Origin of the sequence: Ferruginibacter sp. SUN106 (genome assembly GCF_050611765.1) — a bacterium.
Taxonomy (GTDB): Bacteria; Bacteroidota; Bacteroidia; order Chitinophagales; family Chitinophagaceae; genus Ferruginibacter.
Genome location: NZ_JBODJC010000001.1, coordinates 1,131,064 through 1,157,080, shown reverse-complemented (window position 1 = coordinate 1,157,080; position 26,017 = coordinate 1,131,064). Strand labels below are relative to the sequence as shown.

The following is a 26,017-nucleotide window of genomic DNA, read 5'->3' as shown; positions in this document are numbered from 1 at the left end:
ACTTACTATTTTTCTAAATGATTGATTCTTTTAATTATCTCGATACAGGCACGGCTATTGTGGTACGGGCATTTCCAGATGCCCACTTTATCTTCCTGCATGGATTCATAATTTTCTTTTATGCCCCAAAGCCATTCTCCATTTTGCTTGTCGTGTATATACTGCTGTACAAATTGCCATGATGCAATAGAACTATCCAGGTAGCTTTCGTCATTGGTATTTTGATAAGCATTAAAATAGCCCACCATTGCTTCAGCCTGCGGCCACATGTGTTTTTCTTTTATCAAATGTTCTGTAGCAGGTTCGTATTCATACCATAATCCTCCATCGTTATCCAGGCCTTTTCTTACCGCATCAGATATTTTTACGGCAAGCAGTTTTGTTTCCAGCATTAAATCTTCGTCTTCAATAACTTCAGCAGCTTCCTGCAACAGCCAGGCTGTTTCTATATCATGCCCATAAGAAATGGTGGCAGATTTTGGCTGCCATTGTTCATCAAAAAATAAATACTGGTGATGGGTAGAAGGATCAATAATATATTGCAAAAAATTCCGCGATAACTCGGCTATTTTTTTCTTTACCGGTTCGTATCTCCATATTTTATAGAGCGTAGTAAAAGCTTCTAACAAATGCAAATGCGTATTCATTGATTTTTTTTCATTCGCATCTTTATCGCTGAGCCGTAAATCATTCAGGGTTTTCCATTCTTTAGTAAAAGCCTCGGTATATCCACCATTGATGGTATCGTAACTGTATTTATTGATCACATCATACAGGTCAATAGCTTCTATTATTGCCGTTTGATCATTGGTGGCTTTATAAAATTCGCTAAAAGCATAGATGGTAAATGCCTGCGCATAAATTTGCTTTTTGGTATCTAAAGGTTTGCCTTTATGATCAACTGACCAATAAACACCCCGGTGATCTTTGTCTATAAAATAAGTATTGATGTAATGGAAAGCCCGTTGTGCAAATTCGAGATAGGTTTTGTTACCGGTTAAATTATACGCTGCAGAAAAGGACCAGAGTATTCTTGCATTAAGCACTGCGCCTTTGGGTGCTTCATTAATAATTTTATTATTGAAATCGATCCGGCCCACAAATCCTCCATTTGATTCATCAACTGTATACTTCATCCAGAAAGAAAGAATAGCTTTCAGTTCATCCTGCATGGCTGCTTTATACTCCGACAGATTTATTTTCATTTTATTAAATGCGGCTGCAGTTTCTGCTGCTTTTTTTCGAGGTATTCCATATTTTTTTCTGCAATTTTTGTAACTGCGGCCGATGAAGCATAAGAATTAAACTCGTCCTGCGGTGTATTGATCACATAATCCAGCAACCTTTCCACTGATGAGGTGGCCACATGCATTCTTGTGTCGGAAGAAGCATAATAAATATACACAGTGCCGTCTTCATCCGCAATCCAGCCATTACAAAATACTACATTGGAAACATCTCCTACTCTTTCATTTCCTTCGGGGGCAATAAAATAACCACCGGGCTGGTAAATGATTTTTGTAAGATCGTTAAGGTCTGTCATAAACATATACAGTACATAGCGTAACCCGGCAGCAGTATTTCTTACTCCATGCGCCAAATGCAACCAACCTTTAGCTGTTTTAATTGGTGCCGGGCCCTGGCCGTTTTTTGCTTCGTAAACAGTATGATAAGCTTTCGGTGCAATTACAGTTTCCTTTTCAATAACAGCTGCTTCCATGTTATCGCAATATCCAAAACCGATACCCCCGCCCGATCCGGCTTCAATAAAACCGTCCTGCGGCCTGGTATAAAATGCATACTTCCCATTTACAAATTCAGGATGTAATACCACGTTTCTTTGTTGTGGCGATGGTGTTTTTAAATCTTTCAATCGTTCCCAGCTGATAAGGTCTTTTGTACGTACAATGCCGCATTGCGCAATAGCTGCAGACTGATCACCTGCCGGCGCTTTTTCATCTCTTCTCTCGGTGCAAAACAAACCATATATCCAGCCATCTTCATGCAATACCAAACGCATATCGTAAATATTGGTATCAGGCACATCTGTTTCAGGAATAATAACCGGCTTATCCCAAAACTTAAAATTATCAATACCATTATCACTTTCTGCAATAGCAAAAAAAGATTTACGGTCTGCACCTTCTACCCTTGGTATTAACACGAACCTGCCATTAAATTTTATAGCGCCGGAATTAAATACGGCGTTGATACCAAAACGCTCCATTAAAAACGGGTTGGTTGCCGGGTTAAAATCATAGCGCCATATTAATGGCACATGCCTTGCCGTTAGCACAGGATTCTGGTAACGAAAAAATATACCGTTACTTACCTCGCTTTTTATATTAGTTTTAGAAACTAAATTCTGGTAACTGGTTTGCAGATGGCTTATCTTACTTTCAAACTCTTTCATATAACACTATTTAAATCAAAAAATATCAGCTTTTCATTTATTGGTTAAGTTGTTTATTTTAATCTTCTAATTTATTCCACCATGTTTTTTTAAGTATTACAATTATTATAGCAAGAATAATTACCGTGATCAGCAATGGCATTTTCATCCACAGCACCACATACATGGGCAGGATGGTGAGGCAACACTGCGCTATAATGCCCAGCACCACATTAAACATATCCAGCTTAAATCTTTTATTGGGTTGAAAAGTGGGATCATCTGCAACCACCATTTCATGCACAGGCTGCCAGAAGCCCCAGGGTTTAACGGTGCTGTAGAATTTTTTCAATACGGTACTATCTGTAGGAGGCGCAGTAAAAGTACCTATCAGGCAACCTGCAATGGATATCAGAAATAAAAGCGGGAAATAATATAAAAATTCAATGCCCTGAAACAATTTTGAAAACACCAACGCCCCTGCCACACCGGCAAACATGCCCCAGAAAAATCCATGGGCATTAAAACGCCACCAGTACCATTTAAATACATTAGCCGCAATGTAACCTCCATACAAGCCGGAGACGATCCATTGCAAAATACTATTTACATCTTTTGCCAGGAACCCAATAAAAATACCTGCAGCTACTATTATTATCCCGGATAAATAATTGACAGAAATTATTTTTTTATTATTGGCGGAAGGGTTGACATATTTTAAATACACATCATTTACAAAGTAAGCCTGCGCTGCATTTAATGTTCCTGAAAAAGTACCCACAAATGCGCCGAACAAACCGGTTAATACCAAACCTAAAATGCCTACTGGTAAAAACTGGTTGATAGTTGCAGGTAATACTTTTTCAAAATCCACTCCCCCGGAACCATCATTTAAATTCAATTGATTATAATACAGTAATCCCAAAACTGCAAGGCCAATAATCATGGAGTACCGTACCGGCAATAATATCAGTGATACAAAGCCCGTCATTTTAGACGCTTCTTTGGGTGACCTGGTGCTCAATATTTTTTGCATATCATAATTTGGTGCCGGCCCTGCCAACGATGCAAATACGCCTTTAAATAACATCATCATAAAAAATATGCCGAACATACCATAGCCATCTCCCTGTATTTTTTTCATCGCATCGTCCACAATGCCTTTCCAGTTCATATCTAAATGCCAGCCAAAAAACGGGTTATCCCAACCGTGAGGTACGTTTAATGTTTTGCCATGCAAATGCTGCATAGCAATTACGGCGATGGCAATACAGCCCACCGTCATTATGATATACTTTACCACATCACCAATTACAATACTGTGCATGCCGCCCAATACAGAATAAAAAACAGCAAACAATGTAAATATGATGCCATAAAAATGGGCTACGTATTGTGGTGCTACATTAAAAGGCACGTAATTTTTTACGGCTTCCCAGGGTACAAATATTTCAATAAATTTTCCCAGGCCTACAAATCCATACGCTAAAAAACCAAGGCAACCTATCAATGCAAATGCAACCACCACAGTGTGCGACCCCTGTACGCCTTTGCCGGTTAAACCAAATCTTGTACCTAACCATTCCGCACCTGTGGTAGCATTGCTGCGCCTTAACCATTTTGATAAATACATCATGTTGAATACCTGGTTAAACACCGGCCACAACCATGGTATCCACAAACTTTTTACGCCGTATACAAAACATAAAGCCACCATCCACATGGTACCACTGATATCAAACATATCTGATGCATCACTTAAACCCAATAAATACCAGGGCAATTTCTTTCCACCCATTAAATAATTCTCCTTGCTCAGCCTTGCTTTTTTTCGCATGAACCAACCCAGCATTAACATACCCAGCAGGTAAGTAAATATGATAGCGATATCTAAAAATTGTAATTTCATTTATGGTTGGTGCTTCTTTTATTTTTCTTAATGCGCCTGGTACAGGTTTTCTTTAGCTGCATCTTTTTCAAATAAGGTTTTATCGGCTTCAAAAAATTGTATAAAATCATTTTCCGACACCTGCCCTTTGTAAGGCGCATAGTAGTGCATCTTTTTCATGTATTCATTATAGCCATGATTGCGCCATACCAAAACATAAGACAGGTTATGGGTTCCAATGGCCTTTTGCAATACGCCTGTCCACCAGGTTGCATAAGGTATTGCTTCAAAACCTGTTTCGGCAATAGCGGTTAACTTATTGGTTTCTGCTGCAGCACTATCAAGAACATCCAATGCACGACTGGTATTTTTCAGAAACCAGTCTTCTTTTGAAGGATCACCATACTGATAGGCATCAAAACTAATAATATCCACTACATCGTTTCCGGGATAACGATCAAGGTATTCTTCCTTTGTTTTAAAATCGCCGCCGGTATTGTATACATAGAGCAGGTTATGGCATTTTTTTACCTCTTTCAGGTAATAATTGGTAAAACGCCATAATATTTTAAACTGATCGGCTACACAATTATTAGTGCCCCACCAAAACCAGGTGCCCGTTAATTCATGAAAGGGCCTGAAGAGCACCGGGATCAGTTCTTTATTATCCGCTTTTAAAGACAATATAAAGCCAGCCACTTTATCCAGCCAGCTTTTATACAATTCATGATTGGCGCCTCCGGGTAAAACAGAAGCCACAGTACCATGTGTAGTGTCCCATGCACCACTGCCGGTTAACGGATTATCCAAATGCCAGCTTAATGTGATCACTCCTCCACGTTGATAACCTTCCTTTATAAATTGTTTCATTTTTTTAAAAGGTACGCCATCAATATTATTGTCATTGTTAGCTCTTTCCAGGCCTCCTAAATCCCAGCCATATACTGCAGGATAATCACCACAAACTTCTTTTACATCGCTTCTGTCTTTTTCGTAACGCCAGTTTACACCGTAAGCCAAATCGTCCTGGTGGCCGAAGAGAAATCCTTTTGCCTGGAGCTTTTGTAAATTGCTGTACAATGCTTTTGTTTCCTTAGTCGCATCCTTATCGCAAGGCAAAAAAAGATCCTGTGCGGCAAGAGTATGATGATGCCAGAGAAAAATTGTGATCCAAAAAAATTTATTGTACCGTCTCTTCATTGGCCTGATCATTTTAAAAGCTGAGCATATTTAAATATTAGTTTCCAGGTAGCGCTATCGCCTGCAAACACGGAATTCAATCCCTGTTCTTCCATAGGCGGATCGCCTGTAAGGTCATCTCCTTCTTTCCAGAACGGGTCTTTATTTTTGGGAGGTTTTGCGTAACCTCCAAATGCCCAGAAATTGACACCTGCAATAACTGCATTTTCTTTTTTGCTTTTATTCAATATAGAAAAAACCGATCCGTAATATTTATTTCTGAAGGTAGCAGGTGAATTTAATGCAAAAGAAAAATTATCCCTTGGCAATCCAAATTCTTCCACCACCAAAGGTTTATCAATTTTTTGCATCACTATGGCATGCTCATTAATATAAGCAGTTGTTTTTTGCACCACAGTACTAAAGTCATCTTTAAAACTGCTGTCTTTATACCAGCCCCAGTTTTTTGGCCAGATATGAATAGTGGCATAGTCCACATTTTTATCTTTGTGAATATCCTCAAACACCTGCATTGTTTCTGTGCCTAAATACCCTTCCACACCAATAGTAAGCAAATGATTGGGATCCATACTTTTTACGAGGGCACTTGTCTTCACTAAAAAATCTTTATAGGCTTCAATGGCAAAGGGCCGCATGGGCCTTGGTTCATTGGCTATTTCCCATGCCATGATGCCGGGTTCATCAATGTATTTCTTTCCTGTTAATTTATTGGTATGGTTCAAGATCATTTTTACAAAACCCCTGTAATCTTCTATACAATTGTCACAACTGTAAAACCGGCTTACTATATCCCGGTTTTCATCCCAGGAAAAATTCCTGGCCATGGTTGTATCATCAATTTTATTATGCCAGTTCATGTATTGCAAAAAACCTCCGCTCCATTCCCAGTTATTACTAAAAAAGAAAACGCCGTACATCTTTCTTTTCTGTAATTGCTGCAATAAAAAATCCATCCCATCCATCAGGTCGTTATTATATTTTCCGGGAGCAATTTGTAGTGCCGGGTGTACGGGCTGTATTCCCTTTACTATTTTGCCCTGCCCTTGTGCACCAACCAATACCCGTATATTGGTAATGCCTTGTTGTTTTAAAAAGTCCAGCTCTTTCAACAACCGTTTTCTATCGCCGCCATTATTATCCGGCATTGCCAGTAAGTTAGCATACCACATATTGGTGCCGATAAAGTGGTAAGGTTTTTTATTTATCACCAGGCGGGTATGTTGTTGCTGTACAAAATTATTTTGTGCCATCAGCAAGCTATTGCACAGTATTGCAAAAAGAAAAAGATATAATTTAAAAGGCTTATACACGGTGTGGTTTTTATATAAAACGTCGCCCCGAAACAATAACCAAGAGCTGTGTTCCGGAACGACGTTCATACGTATAAAACTAAACTAACTACTGAGAAAATTTTTACTTTCAAAGCCGTTTACAAAGAACCCCTCAACTACATGCTCAGACGTGGACGTCAGATCATGCAGATCCAACTGCATGGTCAGACGTGGACGTCAGACCATGCAGCTCTAACTATTATTTCACAAACATGATATTATCGAAGTAAATAGTTTTGCCGGCATCATTTATCTGGAATACGACTGTATTTACAGAAGTTGTTCCCGGAAAATCTGTGGCAAGGGTATATTTGAAATACGTCCATTTGTTTGCAGGAATAGTTATTTTTTTGGCATTGTTCCAGTTCAGGTTCACATCTACATTCTTATCTACATCAGCACCTTTAGCCCAGAAGGTAAAATATTTTTCCGTGGTTAAAGTGATGTTACCGCCACCCAGTTGAATGCCACCCCAAGACCCTGCAGGATCGTAAGCACCTTTAAATGATTTCAAACCTGTGATCTTATCATCTGTAGATGCTGTATAAGTACCACCCCATCCCCAATCCTGGAAACCATTTTGCAATGCTTCATCAAATACAATGGAGGCTTTTGCAACGTTTACCATTTCCTGTGTTGCCACTACCGAACCTGTTGCATTGGTTAATTTTAAGAAGCCCCTGTTGAGTGAGGTTGCCGGCATAGTAATTACCAGCGTACCTCTTGTTTTAGACACAATGGTGGCCGCATCAGTAGTACCATTCAACACCACGGCAGTTACATCATCCAGGTTACTTCCTGTAATAGTAACGGTTGTACCGCTTATGAAATCAGTAGGGAATATGGTAGACACTACAGGATAAGCCAATACCCTGAACGGAACTTTCAGTGTTTTACCATCAACATTAGTAAAGATGATATTCTGTGGACCGCCATATGCGGTATCAGGTACCCTGAAAATTATATTTTCCTCTGTATTAAGGGTAGATTGAAATGGCGCAGGAACATTTTTATTATCAAACACGATGCTCCGCATCTGGCCAAGTCCTGTACCCGTAAGCGTTAGCATTACACCTCCCGAACCTGAATCCGGCTTAATACCGATTGTAGTTGCAGGAGTGCCGGATTTATAATCCGGGCTACCATCGCCATCTTTTTTACAAGCACTGAATATTATTGCAAAGCAAAAAACAGATAGCATGGGTATATTAAAAAATATCTTTTTCATATTTTAGTTTTTATTTTTTTTAATAATATTTTACAGGAGGTTTAGCCAATTCAGGATCCTGTGCCACTTCAGCAGCAGGTATAGGTAAAGTGAGCATATCTTCTGTAATGGTGATATACTTTGGAAATTGTGTGGTGCCCCTGTTTTGCGCCATGATGATTGCTTTTGCTTTTGCAAAACCCTGGCGTTGTACATCAAACCAGTAATCTCCTTCAAAAGCAAATTCCACCCTGCGCTCATGTAAAATATCATCGGCAGTTAAAACAGTTTTAGGAAATAAACCAGCTCTTGCACGTACCAGGTTAAATGCATTTAAAGCTGTTGCATCTGTAGTATTGGCTGCTGTACCTAAAACCGCTTCTGCATAGATTAACAGAATATCTGCATAACGAAGTAATGGAGTATTTAAACCGGTGTTCATACCTATAACAGTTTCGCCACCAAAGCCGGAACCCGGGCCTACAACATATTTGGCAATGTTCGACCTGGTCTCATTCTTTTGTCCGCCGGAACCAGTAGGTTGTAAAGTATCATATTTATACCCACCTGCCATAAAAGTATTGTACGCAGCATTGCTTGCATTAGTTGGCTTCCAGCTTGGATAAGACCAGCCGTGTTCCATTACCGAACCCTTTCTACGGGTATCACCAGATTCGTAGGCACTCAGGATATCAACAGTAGGAATATATAATTCCCACATATTAGCTTCTGTGGTTTGTAAATTACCCGGGCCCCTGTCGGGTTGTTTCTGGCTTGCGGTGCCCCATGGGTTACCTGCTAACTGATGTTGTATAGAAAATAAACACTCGTCATTATTATTATTCTTACTGCTGTTGAACATCCCTGCATAATCAGTAACCAGTTTATATTTACCGGAGTTAATTACTTCCAGGGCTTTTGCTTTTGCATTCGCAAAATCTTTGGTGTACAAATACAGTTTTGCCATCATTCCTTTTGCTGAGTATTTGGTCAGCCTTCCTTTTTGAGGATCTGTTTCGGGCAAGCCTGCTTCTGCTAATTTCAACTCTTCTAAAGCAAAACGGAATACATCAGTTTTAATATAACGTGGAATATTAAAATCACCTGACAGTATAGTTCTTCCGGGTTCTGTTACAATAGGTGCATCACCCCAGATACGTGCTACATAAAAATATACCACACCCCTGAAGAAATGACACTCTGCAATTGCAGGATCAATAAAAGTTGGATTACCTCCTTTTGATTTTTTAATGGTCAGTGCATTCATGTATTCACTGGTCCAGCCGCCAATTTTATAAAACATTTTCCAGGCATCAGCCAATCTTACTGAGTTAGAAGAAATGGTAAAACTCTGAAATGGATAATCATCGGAGTTACCACTGCCGGTAAATTCATTACCTGCCAGTTCATCACCAATGCAATCCATGGCCCTGTTTTCAAAACCAGACCAAGGTAAACCATACAAAGTACTGGTAAGGCTCCTTACTTCTTCAGCAGTATTGTAATAATTATCAATAGTGGTAGCATCTAAAGCAGGCTTATCGGTAAATGATTTTTTGCATGATGTAATTGCCAGTGAAGAAGCAATTAAAGCTGCATATAAATATTTATTTTTCATTGTAATAAATTTAAAATTTTAGTTTAAAGTTCAATATTAATACCGGCTGTAAATGAACGTGGGTTAGGATAATGCCCCTGGTCAACATTCATCAGGCGGATATCATTATTGTAAGCTCCGATCTCCGGATCCATTCCTGTGTATTTGGTAAATGTGGCCAGGTTTTGAACGGAAATATACAATCTTGCATTGCTGATCTTAGCTCTCTTTAAAATATTTGCAGGAAGACGATACCCTACTGCTATATTTTTTATTCTTAAGTAAGAACCATCTTCTATATACCTGTCGGATACAGCAACGTTATTTACCTGCCCTACTTTGTAGCGTGGCAATGTTGCTTCGGTATTGGTAGCAGTATACCTGTCCAGTACAGAAGTTAACTGGTTAGAATAAGTGTTGTCCATTTTCTCCAGTCTCCACCTTAAGAAATTATAAATTTTTGCGCCATAGCTGCCTTGTACAAATACAGTAAGGTCGAAATTTTTGTAACTAACGGTATTGGTTAACCCATAAGTAAACTTAGGTAGCGGGCTGCCAATACTGGTTTGATCGGCTTCTGTAATTTTACCATCGCCGTTAAGGTCTTTAAATCTCACATCACCCAGCCAGGTATGATCCTGGTCTACAGGATAACCAAACTGCGGTAAGCTGTTAGCGAGGTCTTTTTGTGTACGGAACAAACCATCTGTTACATAACCAAAGAAAGAACCGATAGGCGCACCGGGAATAGTTTTAGTTAACAGGTACTGGTCGTAAAATACTTTGCCATAAATAGCAGAACCTGCGCCGGCTAATTTATCCAGCAGGTTTTTATACTTCGAAAATATCAAGGTGGTTTTCCATGTAAGATCTTTTGTTCTGATATTATTAGATGTAATGCTTACATCAATACCTTTATTCGTCATTTTACCAGTATTAATAACCGGGCCTTTAAGATCATCCCAGTTATCACCCACACCTAATAAACGTGGGCCAGTACCGATGAATATCATTGAGGCAGTAGATTTTTCATAAATATCTAACGACAGGTCAATTTTACCATTTAAGAAAGTTGCATCTAAACCACCATTGGTAGTAATTACTTTTTCCCAGGTGAGGTCAGGATTTAAGATACCATTCAGGTAGCTGGAAGTACCAAAGCCCACGGGGCCAGGCCAGAAACCAACACCTGCCCTGTAAGGAATACTGAAGTTACCTACAGCACCATAACCAAATCTTAATTTCAGGTTACTTACAATATTTTTATACGGTTGTGCAAATTTTTCATTGGTTACAGTCCATGCAAAAGAAGCACCAGGGAAATAACCTACCGGGTTATTTAATCCAAAGTTAGAAGAACGGTCACTTCTTATACTACCGGTAATCGAATAACGGTTATCGTAAGTATAACTAGCTCTTGCAAAATAAGACTCCAGTGCACCATCTCCTTTTCCGCCACCTAACTCCCAGGTAGTCTGATCACTGCTGCCGGCATTTAAGTCTAACAAATTATTAGCTAAATTTATTTTTTTACCACGTATCGACTGGCTGTAATTATACTGTGCTTCGTGGCCTGCAGTGGCACTTACACCATGCTTGCCTTTATACCAGTTGTAGTTTAAATAATTACGTAAAGTCCATTGGCCGTAAGTACTCCTGTAATCGGAATATTGGGAATTCAATTGCCTTGGGCCTACATTACCTGCCAGCTGGTAAGCTACATTATCATAAGGGCCGTAGTAATAATTCACTTCATTTTTAAGAGAGAAATTTTTCAGGAATTTTATTTCCGCATATACGTTGCCAAAAAAGCTCATCGTGTTAACCCTGCTTTTTCTAAGGTTAGTATTGGCAACAGGGTTATCAATATTTTCAGATTGCACACCTGGTATAAAGTTATTGGCTCCGCCACCCCAGCTGCCATCTAAATTTTTAACCGGCACCAATGGATTCAAAATAGCCATATCCCATATTGCACCGGGAGCAGCATCTGATAAAGCCACATGTTGTATACCCTTAGTGGCATTAGAACTTACACCCACTTTCATCCAGGGTTTAATCTGGTGGTCTAAATTAAAACGGGTAGAATACCTGTTAAAATCAGAACCTATTAAAGTACCTTCCTGTTTAAAATAATTCATAGAAAGGTAGTAGACTGTTTTATCAGTACCACCCGAAAAACTTAACTGGTGGTTTTGCACTTGTCCATTCTGAAACATCGCATCCTGCCAATCGGTACCCTTACCTAATTTAGAAGGATCTGCAAATTCTGCAGTAGGCGTGGTGGCAATCTGGTTTTGATAAATAGCAAACTGTTGCAGGTCCATCAGGTCTAATTTTTTATAGATCTGTGACTGCCCCATGTAAAAATCGTAGTTGATCTTACCATCACCTGATTTTCCTTTTTTAGTAGTAATCAATATAACACCGTTAGCAGCCCTTGATCCGTAAATGGCCTGGGCTGAAGCGTCTTTTAATATATCTACCGATTCAATATCATTAGGATTTAAAGTGGCCATTACACTGTTACCGGTTTGTCCGTTAGAACCACCTAAACCTGCATAGCCCGAACTCTGCCTTGTATTTTCGTAAAACGGAACACCGTCAATCACTATCAACGGATCGTTACCATTAATAGTAGTGATACCACGTACTTTAATAGAAACCCCACCGCCCGGTTGTCCGCCATTGTTATCTACAGTTACACCTGCCACCTTACCTTGTATAGCCTGGTCAATACCGGCAACAGGCAGGTCTTTCAGGTCTTTTGCTTTAACAGATGATATGGCAGAAGACACATTGGCTCTTCTTGTAGTACCATAACCAATAACCACTACATCCTGCAATACAGCAGCAACTGATTTCATAGTTACTGTTACGTTGGTTGCTTTGCCAATACCCACTTCTTCCTGCTGCATACCAATAAAAGTGATGAGCAGTACTTTTGTTTTTTCTGGTACTTCAATAGAAAACTTTCCGTTGATATCTGTTTTTACAGCAAGGGTAGCTCCTTTTGCGGTAACAGTAGCCCCGGGAAGCGTAGTTCCTTTTTCATCAGAAACGGTACCGGTAATTTTTTTTGTTTGTGAAAACGCGGAGGAAAAAAGTATGCAGGACAGGATCATGCACACGAGGAGTTTACATTTCATATAAGCAAGTTTATTTCACCAAAAGTAAATTTTAAGCCAATACCGTTGGTATACTATTTTATCATTATAGTATACTATTTTACCAACCCCGGTAAATACAATTTAAATAAAACCGTAAAACTACTGTCCACACTGCATTTCATGATTTTTAAACCACTGATATTATTTTAATCTTTTACTATCCTTTTTTATACATTTACAAAAAATTACGGTCTCTGCTAAAAACTGCAATACCTTATTTTATCAAACGATTGTTACATGCAACCTAAATTATTAAGGGAGATAACCCCTTTAACCCAAAGCGATTGCTTCACTATGTTTTACAGGGTAAAGTCTGAATTTAATTTTCCTTTGCACTACCACGAAGAGTTTGAATTGAATTTTATTGACAATGCCAAAGGCGTAAAACGTATGGTAGGCGATCATATTGACGAGATTGATGACCTGGAACTGGTATTGATAGGCCCCAACCTGCAACACGGCTGGTTCAATCATAAATGTAAGAGTAAAGAATTTACAGAGATCACCATACAATTTCACCGTGATCTTTTTGATGAAAAATTCTTACAACGTAACCAGATGAAACTGATACGCACCATGTTTGAAAAATCTTTACGGGGCATTTTATTTTCTAAGGAAACTATTAAAACATTAAAACCCAGGTTACTGAACCTTACCAAAAAACATGGTTTTGATTCGGTGCTGGAACTGATCTCTATCCTGCATGATCTTTCTTCATCGAGGAATATGAAAACCCTTTCGGATATTTCTTTTAAAAATGCAGAGACCATTACTTACAACAGCCGCAGGGTAGAAAAAATAATGCAGTATTTAAATGTCAACTTCGACAGGAATATTACACTGGCGGAAGCTGCAGGAATAGTATCGATGAGTGAAGTCGCATTCAGTCGTTTTTTTAAAACCCGTACCGGTAAAACATTTATTGATACATTAAATGAGATCCGTTTGGGTAATGCATCAAGAATGCTGATTGACAGCACTCACGGCATCAATGAAATTGCTTTTAAATGCGGCTTCAATAATATTTCTAATTTCAACAGGATATTTAAAAAGAAAAAAGATTGTACGCCGAAGGAATTCCGGCAGGAGTATAATGCGGAAGGGATACGGTCGTTTATTTAGGTGAGAGGGTGAGTGGTGAGTGGTGAGTGGTGAGTGGTGAATCGTCAATGGGGTGGTATTTTATTTTAGTAATTATAAGAGAAGGAAAATGATCAATGTTCAATTTTCAATAATCAATGTTCAATGGAAAACATGCGTAGAAAATTATTCTTAGTTACAGTCTGCAATATTTTTTTTCTCCTGCAGAATTTTGCACAGGGTTTTGAGGTACATATCGACAGCATCAATAAAACCGATAAGATTCTTTTTGTTACCGATCACCCGATGATACAATACACCGGAAGAATTGATTTCAGCAATGCGGAACTACCACGAATGTGGTCGCCAGGTGTGTACATCAGTATGAAATTTAAAGGCAATGCCATTACTGCAATTATTAAAGACCAGGAGCTATGGGGTAAAAATCACAATTACCTGGAAATAATTGTTGATGAGGAAAAGAAAAGAATACAAACGAAAAGTAAAAACAATTATATCACCATTTCTAATTTAAGCGAAGGTTCTCATACCCTTACTATTTGCAAGAACACTGAATCAAATATTGGTTATATAGAATTTGGCGGGGTGTATTGCGATTATTTAGTAAAGCCTCAGCCAAAACCGAAAAGGAAAATTGAATTCATCGGCAACTCTATTACCTGCGGTGCCAGCAGCGATATGAGTGAAATACCTTGTGGCAAAGGCGTTTGGCAGGATCAGCATAATGCGTACTTGGCGTACGGCCCTGTTACTGCAAGAACATTGGATGCACAATGGCATTTAAGTTCAGTTTCGGGCATTGGCTTAATACACAGCTGCTGCAACATGAATATTATAATGCCGCCCGTGTTTGACAAAATTGATATGAGAGGAGATTCTGTGCCATGGAATTTTAAAAAATACCAGCCGGATGTAGTTACTGTTTGTTTAGGGCAAAATGATGGCATACAAGACTCCACCACTTTTTGTAAAGCCTATATCGATTTCGTTCACCATTTAAGAGAGCACTACCCTGCAGCAAAAATTGTTTTACTCACCAGCCCCATGGCAGATGAAAAGTTAAAAGCTTTTTTAAAAAACCAGATCAACGGGGTACTGAGTTTTTTAAATAAGGAAGGCGATAAAAAGATCAGTAAGTTTTTTTTCAGCAGGTCGTATAATGGTGGTTGCGATTATCATCCGTCTTTAGAAGAGCACCAGCTTATTGCTGCAGAGCTTACTGCTTATCTGAAAAAATTAATGCGCTGGTAATTTTGTAAATTCTCCATAAATAAACCGGGCAAAGAATGCATTTAAGCAAATATGCCGCTTTGCTTACCTGACTATAAATAAAAGGCTAAATCTTAAATGATCCTTCTTTCTATGACAAAAATTAATACATTGCATTTGCGCAATAAATTTACTTAAATATCACTTGCGTATATTTATGAGTTGGCTGCCAACTTATGCAAGCACTCCAATTACTGCATCTTGACAAAAAACTTATGCGACAATTATTCTTTTTAATGACCTTTTTTGCTTCAGTAAGCTCATTTGGACAAAATACTTTCAAAGGACAAATACTTTCTATCGTTGACGGCTCTCCACTAACAAATTTTCATTTTCGGGTTGACAAAAAGAAATTGGACAAGACAGATTCATTAGGGTTCTTTTCTATTACGACCGAAAAAAACAAAGTACGACTTTCAACAATCTTTGGTATTTATGGATTTGACACAACATTAAAAAATAGCAACGGCGACAATCTGAAATTATATACAATTCAGAATTACGATTCTACACTTGCTGACTTTGACATTCGACAAAACAAATTCCGCTTATTTTGTGGAGTAGCATTTGCTCCATTAGCTCCAATGCCTTCCGACAAAGATTTTGAAAAGGAATATCATACAAGCTATTATATTGTTGGCGACTTCCTTCCTTCATCAATTGAACAAATGACAGCTTACAATAAAGTTGTAGCTGAGTATTTGGACAAAAAATATGGTAAAGAATGGAGAGCTAAAGTTAGACCAGATGTTTTGGGGGTAACAAACAAAAACGGCAGGTAACATTGGGGGTTATGCAAGTCGGGCATGACCAGCAAACATCAGCCAATTGCAAATCCAAGTTGTGGTTTGGGCTGGATAAACAACTATCAACTTTTGTTCTTAAATTCAACTTTATATTTTCAATCAGCAGCGGTTATCAGCAGACGGATTGCTAATTCCTAACCTGCATAAAGCCCTGCTCGTTGGCAGCAATAATAAACAACTTCACGTTTGAAAGAGAAAATATGAAATGGACTGTACTCTTTTTATTTATAGTTGCAGGTTGTTCTCCAGGACGAGAAGCTGTAATGCCTTTCAAAAATCTTGGTTATTCAGGCGAAAGAATTTTACCCGTTAAAACTAGCACTGCCGAATATTCACTCCGTATCTGGGTTAACAACAGTACTTCAATTGACAGAGTAATTTCAATTTCAAAAGACAGTTTAGAAGATTACACGGGCTATTTGACAGAAATTGGTGTACTAATTAATGGCAAAAAGTCGACACAATATTATCGACAAATTAAAATCACGCCGAAGAGCGGATTTGAGGTGTTCAGAAATAGAGTAGACAGTATCAATTTATTAGGTTTGTCGACACAGTCAGAACTACTTCCTACTCCATTACATCAACCCTTTTCAACTTACGTGATAGAATTCAAAAATCATAATCAGTTTAACACTTTTCAATTTGACTCATATTATCCATACAAAGGAAAAATAAATGACCAATATGCTTCCATTGAAAAGTTAGTTTTTGAGGAGTTTGAAATAAAGCAATATTTTAAATTGCCAAAATAACTGCTGCCAACGTTGGGTTTTATGCAAATTGGGCATGACCTTGTAACATCAGCTATTTGCAAATCCAAGCTTCAATTCAAGCAGACGAATAAATTTCAACTTTAGTTCTTAAATTCAACTTTATATTTTCAATCAGCAGCGGTTATGGGTAGACGGAATAATAATTCCCAACCTGCTTAAAGCCCTCGACGGTAGCTGCAATTAACCAGTATGTATAAACTATTTCCTAAATCAAATTCCAAACTTGAAGTTGGACAATTTTGGCCAATTAAACTTTCTAATGGACAATTTGCAATTGGAATAGTTCTGGATTTACCAGACAAACACCAAAATACAAAACATTTTTTTGCCGGGCTCTTAAACTGGATTGGAGACACTATCCCTACACAAATAATATTGGAGAAAATAAATCATAAATTAATCGATCAGGGTAAAGCGCATATCAAGACAATAACTTTTGATGGCGAAGGGATAATTGGTAAAATTGATTTAGACTTATTGAAAATAGTCATTCCGTTTGAGGTCAGTTGCTTTGGATATAGCGAAAGCGCTGTTCTATTACAAGGATATAAGACAGTAAGGAAATCAACACCTGAAGATCATAAAATTTATAAAACGCAAGGAGGATGGGGCTTTGACTACATAAATGAATTAGCAGAACAACTATTAACAGAGAAATAACTGCTGCCAACAAAAAGGTTTTGTGCAAGTGTGGCAGAACAAACTAATTTCAGGACGAGTCAGCTCTTAACTATATCAATAAATACCAATTGCCCTTTTAAGTTCTGCTTCAGTTACTGCAATAGCACCGTAACATCTTTCATTCTTTCAACAGGTAATACTTTTATAGTAACTAGTTTTCCATTTTTCACTTCAGCTTCTACAGTAGTATTGTATGGCGCATTCAATTTAAAATGCACATCGATATTTTTTGGCCATGCCGCAAATAGCATTATTTTTTTATCATCAACCTGCAGCAACATTTCCTGCAAACCAATCATACCACTTCCGCCCCAGTTATGATCGGGCACCCAATCAAAACCAGGACCCCAGAAGGCAGGAAAACGCCGCCCTGAATTTTGCAATTTCTTAGAAGTAAGATCCCATGCATCATTTGTTAAGCCCAATCTTGCTGCAAAAATATTATCCTGTTTCCAGCCGATATGGCTTTTAAATTTTATTACATTAGTGTCCATTAAAAATGTGTTTAAGGCAACATCATAATCTGGTTTACTGATACCATAAGTACCCCAGGGAAATACGGTATACAGCTGCGTTGGTTCGGTGTTATTAATCCGCTCCCATGTTTTTGCAGGTGCAATAATCATTTTTCCCGAATACCGGGAGAGAGTTACCGGTGGAATTTTTTGCAAAAAACTTTGCCAGTGTTTTATTTTTTCTTCAGTAAGGTATTGTGCAGGCAATGCTAATAACCATTTTGTAATTGTTTGCAATGCTGCAATAGTAGAGGTTGAATTATTCGCCATCTTAAAAGTCTCCCCTCCGCTGCCCGGATACAACACTAACTTTCCTTCCCCATCCAATACTTTACTGCCTCTTTGTTTGGCTAGGTATTGATAATGCTCGTCAAAAAATTGCAAACAACTTTCTATAAATGGAATTTTATCGCTGATATCTTTACCGGTGTATTCATTTTCTTCCAGCATCATCAAACAAAATTCAAACACGGTATCCCATTCATATTCCAGCCAGGCATTGTACTCCATTCCTTTATCATAACCATCCGGACGTTTTTGTCCGTACTCTGCAAAATCGGGTAAGCCATAATTTTCCATCTGCTCTGTAAAGCAGGCTCCGCCATGGTTCCAGTAAACTTTGCTACGTAATTCGGCATTTTTTAAAAGGCGTAAATAAAAATTTAATTGTGGTTGCAGCAGATCCCAGTCACCATTTTTTATCGTCGGAAAATATACCAGCCTTTGATTTTGTGCCGTATGCAATCCGCCGCCCCAATTGCGATAATCAGGGGTTAATTTATTGGAAGTATCAGTAAACACAGGATCAACAGTGAGCAAGCCGCCATTAAATTTTGTAGGCCATCCGCCATGTGCATTTATGGCCAGCATGTAGCGGAACAATTGAAAATTTCTTCCCACCTGCCATGCTTTACTTGTGGTATCGGCGTTATTAATTTCAATAAAACTTCTGTTCCAGAATTGTTGCCACCATTGTTGTGTTTTAGCAGCGGCTAATTTTGAATTTGTGTTTACTACACTTTGTAAAGAATCTAAAGATCGTTTCCAGTTACCAATATCGTTTACCTGTTCGTTATACAGGTACAAGCTGAGTGCATGTTCTTTTGCAGCGGTATTGCTTTTTAATTTCCAGCCTTTGTAATCTGTATTTACATATTCTCCCTGGTAAGTTCCTGCCGGCACAAAATTTCTACCGCTGAAAGAACCTCCAAATGCCAGCCTTGCCAATGGATTGTACAATTGATCTTTCACAGCATCCATTCCCTGCTGTTTTACTGTGGCATCAAAAATTGTTTCCGCAATATTATGGTGATAGAACAGTACTTCGTTGCCATTAAAATCAATCACATCTTTTTTGTACACATTATTTTTAGGTGCTGCCCATTTCCATGAATTGGCAAAATTTTCTCTTGATTTTACAATCCTGTCCTGGTAGCGCCAGTTTTCATAAGCCGCTTCCACATTTATTTTTTTGTTAGCAGAAATGTCAACATGCGCAACAGAGCTAAAAACATCGGCCCATATTTTAATCGTTGCTTTTACGCCCTTGTTTTCTCCTTGTACCGTTACATACCCTTCCTGCAAATGCAATTCCTGTTTAAATAGTTGCCCTTCAAAAACATTGGGCGATAATTTTATTCTTAACCTGCCGGTTTTCATCAAGGCATTGTTCTCATCAAAATTGCCGCTCTTTGCTACGTAGATCAATACATCACCATTCTCCATCCATACATTCATACCAATATCGCCGCCGCCGCAAGGCATCGATTCGGAGGAGTTTTTACTTTGTGTATTCCAGACAATATTGTAATTACTGTTCCTGGTTTGTGCATGTAGCTGAACACCAATAAAAACAAATAATAAAAATAAAATCTGCTTCTTAATTATTTTAGTTGAAAGTAAAATCACTCGGTAAAATTATTAGTGAAAATTAGTGTAATTAGTGGCTCCCCTTATTCGCTCTTCTTCATGGCCCTGTATTTTTTGGGTGATACGCCAATGATGGTCTTAAATCTTTTTGAAAAATAATAAGGATCATCAAAGCCCATTCCGAATGCAATTATTTTTATGGAATCATTTGTAAAATCCAGTTGCTGGCAGGCCTTCTGCATTTTCATTTGTAAAAAATAATCAATTGGTGCATAACCTGTTTTCTGTTTAAATAAATTAGAAAACCTCGACACTGAATAGTTATATTGTTTACTCAGCTCATTTAAAGAAATATTTTCATCCAGGTGTTGCTGCATAAAAAGTATGGCACTGTCCACACAATCCGGTTTTTCTGCTTCAATACTTTCATTATGCCTTGCATTGTAAATGAAAAGCGTAAGAAAATGCGTCAGGCACATATTGGCAAACAGTAAATTATCAATACTGTATCCTAATTGTAAAGCCTTATATATTTTGGTGAAGATGGAAATGGTTTCTGCATTGTTCTTGATATGAAAAGGCTTGAAATGCTTTTGCACGGCAAAAGTTTCATTCAATGCCGGCAATGCATCACCACCAAAATGTATCCAGTAAATACTCCAGGGATGATCGGGATCATTCCCGTAAGCATGCTCTTTATTTTGTGGCAAAATAAAAAATTCGTTCGGCCCTACTTCATAGCGCTGGTCTTCTATCTGGTACCAGCCATGTCCATCCACGCAATAAAAAATAAAATTTTCGGGCAATCCTTTTTTACGGTAAGTGTAATGTTCTTTTGCCTTGGGGTAATGGCCAATAGAGCAAATATGCAGGTGTTTCAGCAGCAGGTTATTCTGCACCCTCGATTTTAAAATGGTCTTAGGAATTTCTATCCGCTGGCGGCCCAGGCCGTACCATATATTTTTATGTGAGCCTTCTTTATTGTCTTTAACGTCTTTCATAAACTCAAAACAACCTGTTTGAACATGAAATTTACATAAATATTTCGTCACCTGCACCAGCAATCTGTACAATGGCAAAATAACAGTACCAGACAGTAATAAAAAGCTTTTGCTCTATATTCGTCTTTATAAAAAAATACTAATGATTGCTATCAAAAAAATCTTCAAAACAGGCATTGCTGTATTCCTTTTATTGCTTCCCGGTTTTCTTTTGGCCACGGTACAATTACCTTCATTTTTCAGTGACGGGATGGTGTTACAGCAACAAACTAATGCTGCAATCTGGGGGCGGGCAAAAGCAAGAGCCCAGGTTAAAGTGACTACGTCGTGGAATAAAAAAACTTATATCGACGTTGCGGATGAAGAAGGCAAATGGAATGTAAAAGTTGCCACGCCTGTTGCAGGTGGGCCTTATTCCATTATTGTTTCTGACGGAGACCCACTTACTATAAAAAATATATTAATTGGTGAAGTGTGGCTCTGCAGCGGACAAAGCAATATGGAAATGCCAATGAAAGGTTTTAAAGACCAGCCGATCATTGGTAGTAATGATGCGGTATTCAATTCCACCAATGAACAAATAAGAATTTATACGGTGCCCCGTGCAGTGGAACGGTTTACAAAAGATACCAGCAAAAATGCTGCATGGAAAAATGCTACCCCTGAAAACATCAGCAATTTTTCTGCCGTAGCCTATTATTTTGGAAGGTTATTGCAGCAGCAATTAAAAATACCTGTTGCATTAATTAATGATAGTTACAGCGGCTCCCCTGCCGAAGCATTCATGAGTGCAGAATCATTAAAGGCTTTTCCGGAAATTGTTATCCCCTCTGCAACCGGTACCGAAAAATTAAATAATAAAAATGCCACTACTTTATACAATGGCATGATACATCCTTTGGCAGGTTATACTATTAAAGGCTGTATCTGGTACCAGGGCGAAAGCAATTATGATCGTCCTGATCAGTATGAAAAATTATTTCCGGCGATGGTGCAATTGTGGCGTAACGAATGGGCACAAGGTAATTTTCCTTTTTACTTTGCACAGATAGCGCCATTTGCTTACAGCAGTTTGCCTGCTGGTAACAGAAATGAAAAATTAAATTCAGCTTACTTACGTGATGCACAAAGAAAATCTGTAGCAACAATACCCAATAGCGGCATGGTAGTATTGTTAGATGCCGGCGATGAAAAAACTATTCATCCTTTTAATAAAGAAATTGCAGGCAAACGTTTTGCCTATTTAGCTTTAGGCGATACCTATGCTTTTAAAGGTTTTGGTTTTCAAAGCCCCTTGTATGATTCTTTATTAGTAACCGGGAATATTGCTACAGTAAAATTTAAAAATGCGCCGAATGGTTTAACCAGTTTTACAAAACCCATTACACAATTTGAAATTGCCGGTGCTGATAAAACTTTTTATCCTGCACAGGCAGTGATTGCAAAAGGTATGATACAGGTATCATCACCACAGGTAGCAACGCCTGTTGCAGTGCGGTATGCTTTTAAAGATTTTGTGGTGGGTGAATTGTTTAGTGTAGAAGGGTATCCCGTGTCTTCTTTTAGAACAGATGATTGGTGAGGTGTTGTACTCTTGTTGAATTATTTTGCTCTTGACTTGCGCCGTCCTTTAGGGCGGCGATATATGATGTTTTAGTGAGGGCTTTAGCCCATTAAGTTGTTGGGCTAAAGGCCGGGGGTGTTTTTATTTTTAATCCCTGCCTTGAAGGGCAGGGCAATGCATGAAGGGCAGAGCAATGCAGGACGGGGCAATACAGAACAGGGCAATGCATGAAAGAGCAGGGCAATGCATAAAAAAATCATCTTATAATAATTTTCACATCCCCGATTATTCCTGCAGGCAATAAAGGTTTATCTTTTAAACGAAAGGGCGCTGTTGTAAAGGTTATCCTTTTTTCAACCGGTAATAAATTATCACCGATCAAACGGTTATGCCAGGTATTGGTAACAGCTATTTCAATTTTATTTTCGCCTTGCTTTAATGCTTTAGTGATATCAAGCTGATAGGGCCGGGTCCATAAAGTACCACAATCAATACCGTTAATTTTTATTGTTGCAATATTAAAGACAGTGTCAAATTGAATATATGCTCGTTTTGCCTGCGCTAAATTTTTTATGAAAAAGACATTTAGATATATTCCGGTACCTGAATAATATTTTATTTGATCATTGCTATTTTGTGTCCAACTGTTCAATTGATCAAATATTACTGGCTCCTCAACTCCTCCAAATTTTTTATCAAAAACAACCGCCCATTTATACGGAAAAGAAATATGTTCCTGAACCAAAGAAGTCCTTAATTTTTCAGGATACTTTGTTGTATTTTTTTTAAATGCCAAAAAATACGATGCTGAAGGTGCCATGCTTAGAAATATTTTACCATCTTTTGACGTTTCAGTACGCCGCAATATTTCTCCATTAACCGGATTCCATATTTCTACAATTTTATTGGTATGTCTAAAAACCAATCCGACATCTTCTTTACTTTCTTTTTGGTTAGTAATAAAATACACGTCCTCATTACCAACTTTTCTATGTGTCCACGCAATAGAATGATTGTTATTCAAAATCTCCAGATCTTTTTCAACTCCCAAAGCTGCAAATGAAGCCTCTTCAAATGGAGTAAAAATAATTTTGCCTTTTATACTTGCTTCATCTATTAATTGTAACGTAGCCATGATCATCATAACGCTGTCATCATTGTCCTTTAACCCGATACCACTCAGGTAATCTTTACTCATTATTATTTTAGCACCGTCCGTTACCAGCTGCAATATTTTTTTTGCAACAGGTAAAGAGATTAAAGTATTATTCGGTTGCAACGGATGTTTGCCGGGAAAAACCAAAACTCCATAACTTGCTCCACCCGGCAACACCACTCTCCCCTCTTTTACCTTCATCATCATCAATGCATCAGGATTAAAAGAATCATACGCATAACCATTTAACGGGTCGATCCAGTTTTCAGGATCAGCCATATTTGCGGAATGAGAAACACCATCAGGGATCTGGCGCATGGGTTGTCCCATATTTTCCAAACGTTTTTTTTCTGCGGCCGCTTTTTCTGCACCAAAAATTCCGGGTAATGTATTCACTAGTCTGTCGGGTAATACAGAACGCCTTGGTACTTCTTCTCCTGTAAACACAGCAATATCCACAACAGGTTTTCCCATTTGTAATACTGCACTGCACCTGGTTAAATAATCGATCCATGCTTTACTTTGTTTAAACCAGGTCTGGTCTCTTTGAAAATATAATCCCACTCCATCTAATGTCATCCCGGGCTTTTTGTCCATCCAGGGATTATGTGCAAAAACATGCAATACCATTTTATTTATTCCCAATGCAAAATTTCTATCACCAACAGCTTTTAAATTACCGGGATGTTCGCCCCAGTTCATTCTTACCGAAGTAAATGATTCGGCACCAATAATATTTTTGCCATAGATATGTGCGCCGCTTATTGCATCCAGCATATCATTCGGTTTATCATGCGTGGGACTATTCAACCAAAATTCTCCCATGGGCAGATCAACATTTTTATAATGCAGTAAACCATCACTCACCATTGTTGGAGCAACAGACTCTGCACTAAAGCTGCAACCTTTTTCATGTGCCAGTTTTTTTACTGTAGCATAAAAAATATCATTCACTAATTCAGCAATAGTTGTTCTTACATCATGCAAAACTTTTTCAGAAGTATTTACATCACTAACAGGAACACCCGTCATTACCAAAAGATAAGGCGCAAGATCATAACTTCTTCTTTTTTTAAATTCAGCTTTAAAATTATCGCTCCAGTTCTGGCTGCCGCATTCCCAGCTATCCACATGAAAAACTTTCAGTACTTCTTTGGCAAGCTTTGCATCAGTATTGCTGAATGCTTTTGCAAACCAGTTATCAAATTGCAATTTGATGGCAGCTGCATTAAATTTATCGCACTCCAATCCTGCACCTGCACCACCTGTTGCATTGGTATGTCCTGTTGATGTATGACCGATCCTCACAATCACCCAATTTCCTGAAGGTGGCGTCCACGTAAGGTTTCCATAGCTATCCATTTTAGAAGACAGGTCAATAATATTTTTTAAAGGAATAGCCTCGCTAACCGGCACTTCTTCTTCAGTGGTATTTTCACTCACTCTCCATACCGATCCGTTCTTGCTTTCAAATTGATTGATGACAGGTTCATCCGACAAATAAATGCCCATCACTTTAAACGAAGGTTTCCATTTGGCTGCATCAAGGTCTTCAGCACCAGGCTCGCTGCCTGCTTTATTATATACAAAGCGAAAATATTTTGCGGTGGTTGCAGGAATTGCACTCGTAACATCTTCATCAGTATCCTGCCAGCCATGGCGTGGTGGTTGCAGTTGTGTAATGGTTGTAAAATTTATTCCATCTTCAGAAGATTGTACCATTAATCTTTGTGCTTCATAATTATTACCACCGGTATGAATAGTTATTGAACGACAGGTGAATGATTGTGCGTACTGGTATTGTATCCAGCAAGCGGTATCTGATTTAAAACTTTGCTTATTATTTTTATCCGCTGCAAATAAAAATTGCGCTGCAGTTCCGTTGCTTGTTGTTACAACAGGAACAATTTGCTTTTCAGCAAAAGCATTGGAAGAATTTGCAGGATAAGCAAACACCGCTACATCTTTATAATATCCTGCATTGCTTTCCGGTTGTGCTAATTTTATTTTTTGTGTGGCTGATGAAATATATATTTTACTCCAGGTTAATTTTTGCATTGACAATTCGGGTGTTATCCATGGCCCGCCAGCCAATGCAAAACCATCGCTTACATGCATGGCTAATTTAAGATTCAAACGTTTGGCTTCCTGCATTGCAAATTTTACCATGGCCCACCATTCAGGTGTTAACTGTCTTACCGTTGATTGAAATGGAATTGATGATACAGTATCCTGTATTGGCATCAAATAAGCACCGCCGATGCCCACTTGTTTCATCGCTTCTAAATCTGCTGTAATGCCTGCTTTAGAAACTGCGGCATGCATCCAGTACCAGAATACCCAGGGCTTTGCTGCTGCAGGCGGGTGAAGAAAACTCTGTTCAATTGAAACAGTATTTTTTTGTTGTGCATTACTATACTGCAATACAAATACAGTACAGCAAATCAGCAATAATATTTTTATCCTTCTACTCATTTACAATACTCAATGCTTT

17 protein-coding genes are annotated in these 26,017 nt (G+C 38.4%); 6 read left to right on the top strand and 11 right to left on the bottom strand.

Translation table 11 applies throughout. The features are described 5' to 3' along the window. Window positions 1-5: 5 nt before the first annotated feature. The 8 genes from ACQ334_RS04700 to ACQ334_RS04665 all read right to left on the bottom strand — a co-directional run bounded on the left by ACQ334_RS04700 (window position 6) and on the right by ACQ334_RS04665 (window position 12,764). Window positions 6-1,205 carry an AGE family epimerase/isomerase gene (locus tag ACQ334_RS04700; RefSeq protein WP_430987011.1) on the bottom strand — a complete coding sequence of 400 codons (1,200 nt, stop codon included), beginning with the start codon at window positions 1,203-1,205 and terminating at the stop codon, window positions 6-8. Next, the gene (locus ACQ334_RS04695) at window positions 1,202-2,413 is read right to left on the bottom strand and encodes a glycoside hydrolase family 130 protein (RefSeq protein WP_430987010.1); all 1,212 of its coding nucleotides are present in this window, start codon (window positions 2,411-2,413) and stop codon (window positions 1,202-1,204) included. Before ACQ334_RS04695 ends, ACQ334_RS04700 begins: the two co-directional genes overlap by 4 nt. Before the next feature lie 58 nt (window positions 2,414-2,471). Further along, window positions 2,472-4,301: a sodium:solute symporter family protein gene (locus ACQ334_RS04690; protein ID WP_430987009.1), complete on the bottom strand. Its 1,830-nt coding sequence runs from the start codon at window positions 4,299-4,301 to the stop codon at window positions 2,472-2,474. 27 nt (window positions 4,302-4,328) lie between these two features. After that, window positions 4,329-5,480 (bottom strand): glycoside hydrolase family 26 protein, encoded by a 1,152-nt coding sequence (locus tag ACQ334_RS04685; protein ID WP_430987008.1) that lies wholly within the window; start codon window positions 5,478-5,480, stop codon window positions 4,329-4,331. 8 nt (window positions 5,481-5,488) lie between these two features. Further along, window positions 5,489-6,730: a glycoside hydrolase 5 family protein gene (locus tag ACQ334_RS04680; protein WP_430987007.1), complete on the bottom strand. Its 1,242-nt coding sequence runs from the start codon at window positions 6,728-6,730 to the stop codon at window positions 5,489-5,491. A gap of 280 nt (window positions 6,731-7,010) precedes the next feature. Then, window positions 7,011-8,039 carry an IPT/TIG domain-containing protein gene (locus tag ACQ334_RS04675; protein ID WP_430987006.1) on the bottom strand — a complete coding sequence of 343 codons (1,029 nt, stop codon included), beginning with the start codon at window positions 8,037-8,039 and terminating at the stop codon, window positions 7,011-7,013. 19 nt (window positions 8,040-8,058) lie between these two features. Beyond that, on the bottom strand, window positions 8,059-9,636 hold the full coding sequence (locus tag ACQ334_RS04670; RefSeq protein WP_430987005.1) for a RagB/SusD family nutrient uptake outer membrane protein: 1,578 nt from the start codon (window positions 9,634-9,636) through the stop codon (window positions 8,059-8,061). A 23-nt stretch (window positions 9,637-9,659) separates the two neighbouring features. After that, the gene (locus tag ACQ334_RS04665; RefSeq protein ID WP_430987004.1) at window positions 9,660-12,764 is read right to left on the bottom strand and encodes a SusC/RagA family TonB-linked outer membrane protein; all 3,105 of its coding nucleotides are present in this window, start codon (window positions 12,762-12,764) and stop codon (window positions 9,660-9,662) included. A 258-nt stretch (window positions 12,765-13,022) separates the two neighbouring features. Between ACQ334_RS04665 and ACQ334_RS04660 the strand changes: the two genes are divergently transcribed. From ACQ334_RS04660 to ACQ334_RS04640, 5 genes are all read left to right on the top strand, one after another. Beyond that, window positions 13,023-13,907 carry an AraC family transcriptional regulator gene (locus tag ACQ334_RS04660; RefSeq protein WP_430987003.1) on the top strand — a complete coding sequence of 295 codons (885 nt, stop codon included), beginning with the start codon at window positions 13,023-13,025 and terminating at the stop codon, window positions 13,905-13,907. 123 nt (window positions 13,908-14,030) lie between these two features. After that, window positions 14,031-15,137 carry an SGNH/GDSL hydrolase family protein gene (locus ACQ334_RS04655; protein ID WP_430987002.1) on the top strand — a complete coding sequence of 369 codons (1,107 nt, stop codon included), beginning with the start codon at window positions 14,031-14,033 and terminating at the stop codon, window positions 15,135-15,137. Window positions 15,138-15,331: 194 nt separating this feature from the next. Next, entirely contained in the window at window positions 15,332-15,937 is a 606-nt protein-coding gene (locus ACQ334_RS04650) for a hypothetical protein (RefSeq protein ID WP_430987001.1), read from the top strand. Window positions 15,938-16,119: 182 nt separating this feature from the next. Beyond that, window positions 16,120-16,716, top strand: coding sequence for a hypothetical protein (locus ACQ334_RS04645; protein ID WP_430987000.1), 597 nt, complete (start codon window positions 16,120-16,122; stop codon window positions 16,714-16,716). A 210-nt stretch (window positions 16,717-16,926) separates the two neighbouring features. Then, window positions 16,927-17,397 carry an Imm26 family immunity protein gene (locus ACQ334_RS04640; protein ID WP_430986999.1) on the top strand — a complete coding sequence of 157 codons (471 nt, stop codon included), beginning with the start codon at window positions 16,927-16,929 and terminating at the stop codon, window positions 17,395-17,397. A 113-nt stretch (window positions 17,398-17,510) separates the two neighbouring features. On the opposite strand, the gene ACQ334_RS04635 is transcribed toward ACQ334_RS04640, so the two are convergent. Both ACQ334_RS04635 and ACQ334_RS04630 read right to left on the bottom strand, forming a co-directional pair. Beyond that, entirely contained in the window at window positions 17,511-19,841 is a 2,331-nt protein-coding gene (locus ACQ334_RS04635) for a DUF5703 domain-containing protein (protein WP_430986998.1), read from the bottom strand. Between the two features lie 44 nt (window positions 19,842-19,885). Beyond that, a complete protein-coding gene (locus ACQ334_RS04630) occupies window positions 19,886-20,803 on the bottom strand; it encodes an AraC family transcriptional regulator (protein WP_430986997.1) in 918 nt (305 codons plus the stop codon). A gap of 142 nt (window positions 20,804-20,945) precedes the next feature. Here ACQ334_RS04630 and ACQ334_RS04625 point away from each other — a divergent pair, with 142 nt between their 5' ends. Then, window positions 20,946-22,385: a sialate O-acetylesterase gene (locus ACQ334_RS04625; protein ID WP_430986996.1), complete on the top strand. Its 1,440-nt coding sequence runs from the start codon at window positions 20,946-20,948 to the stop codon at window positions 22,383-22,385. Window positions 22,386-22,623: 238 nt separating this feature from the next. Here the strand turns inward: ACQ334_RS04625 and ACQ334_RS04620 are convergent, their stop codons facing one another. Continuing rightward, a complete protein-coding gene (locus ACQ334_RS04620) occupies window positions 22,624-25,998 on the bottom strand; it encodes a glycosyl hydrolase (protein ID WP_430986995.1) in 3,375 nt (1,124 codons plus the stop codon). Window positions 25,999-26,017 lie beyond the last annotated feature (19 nt).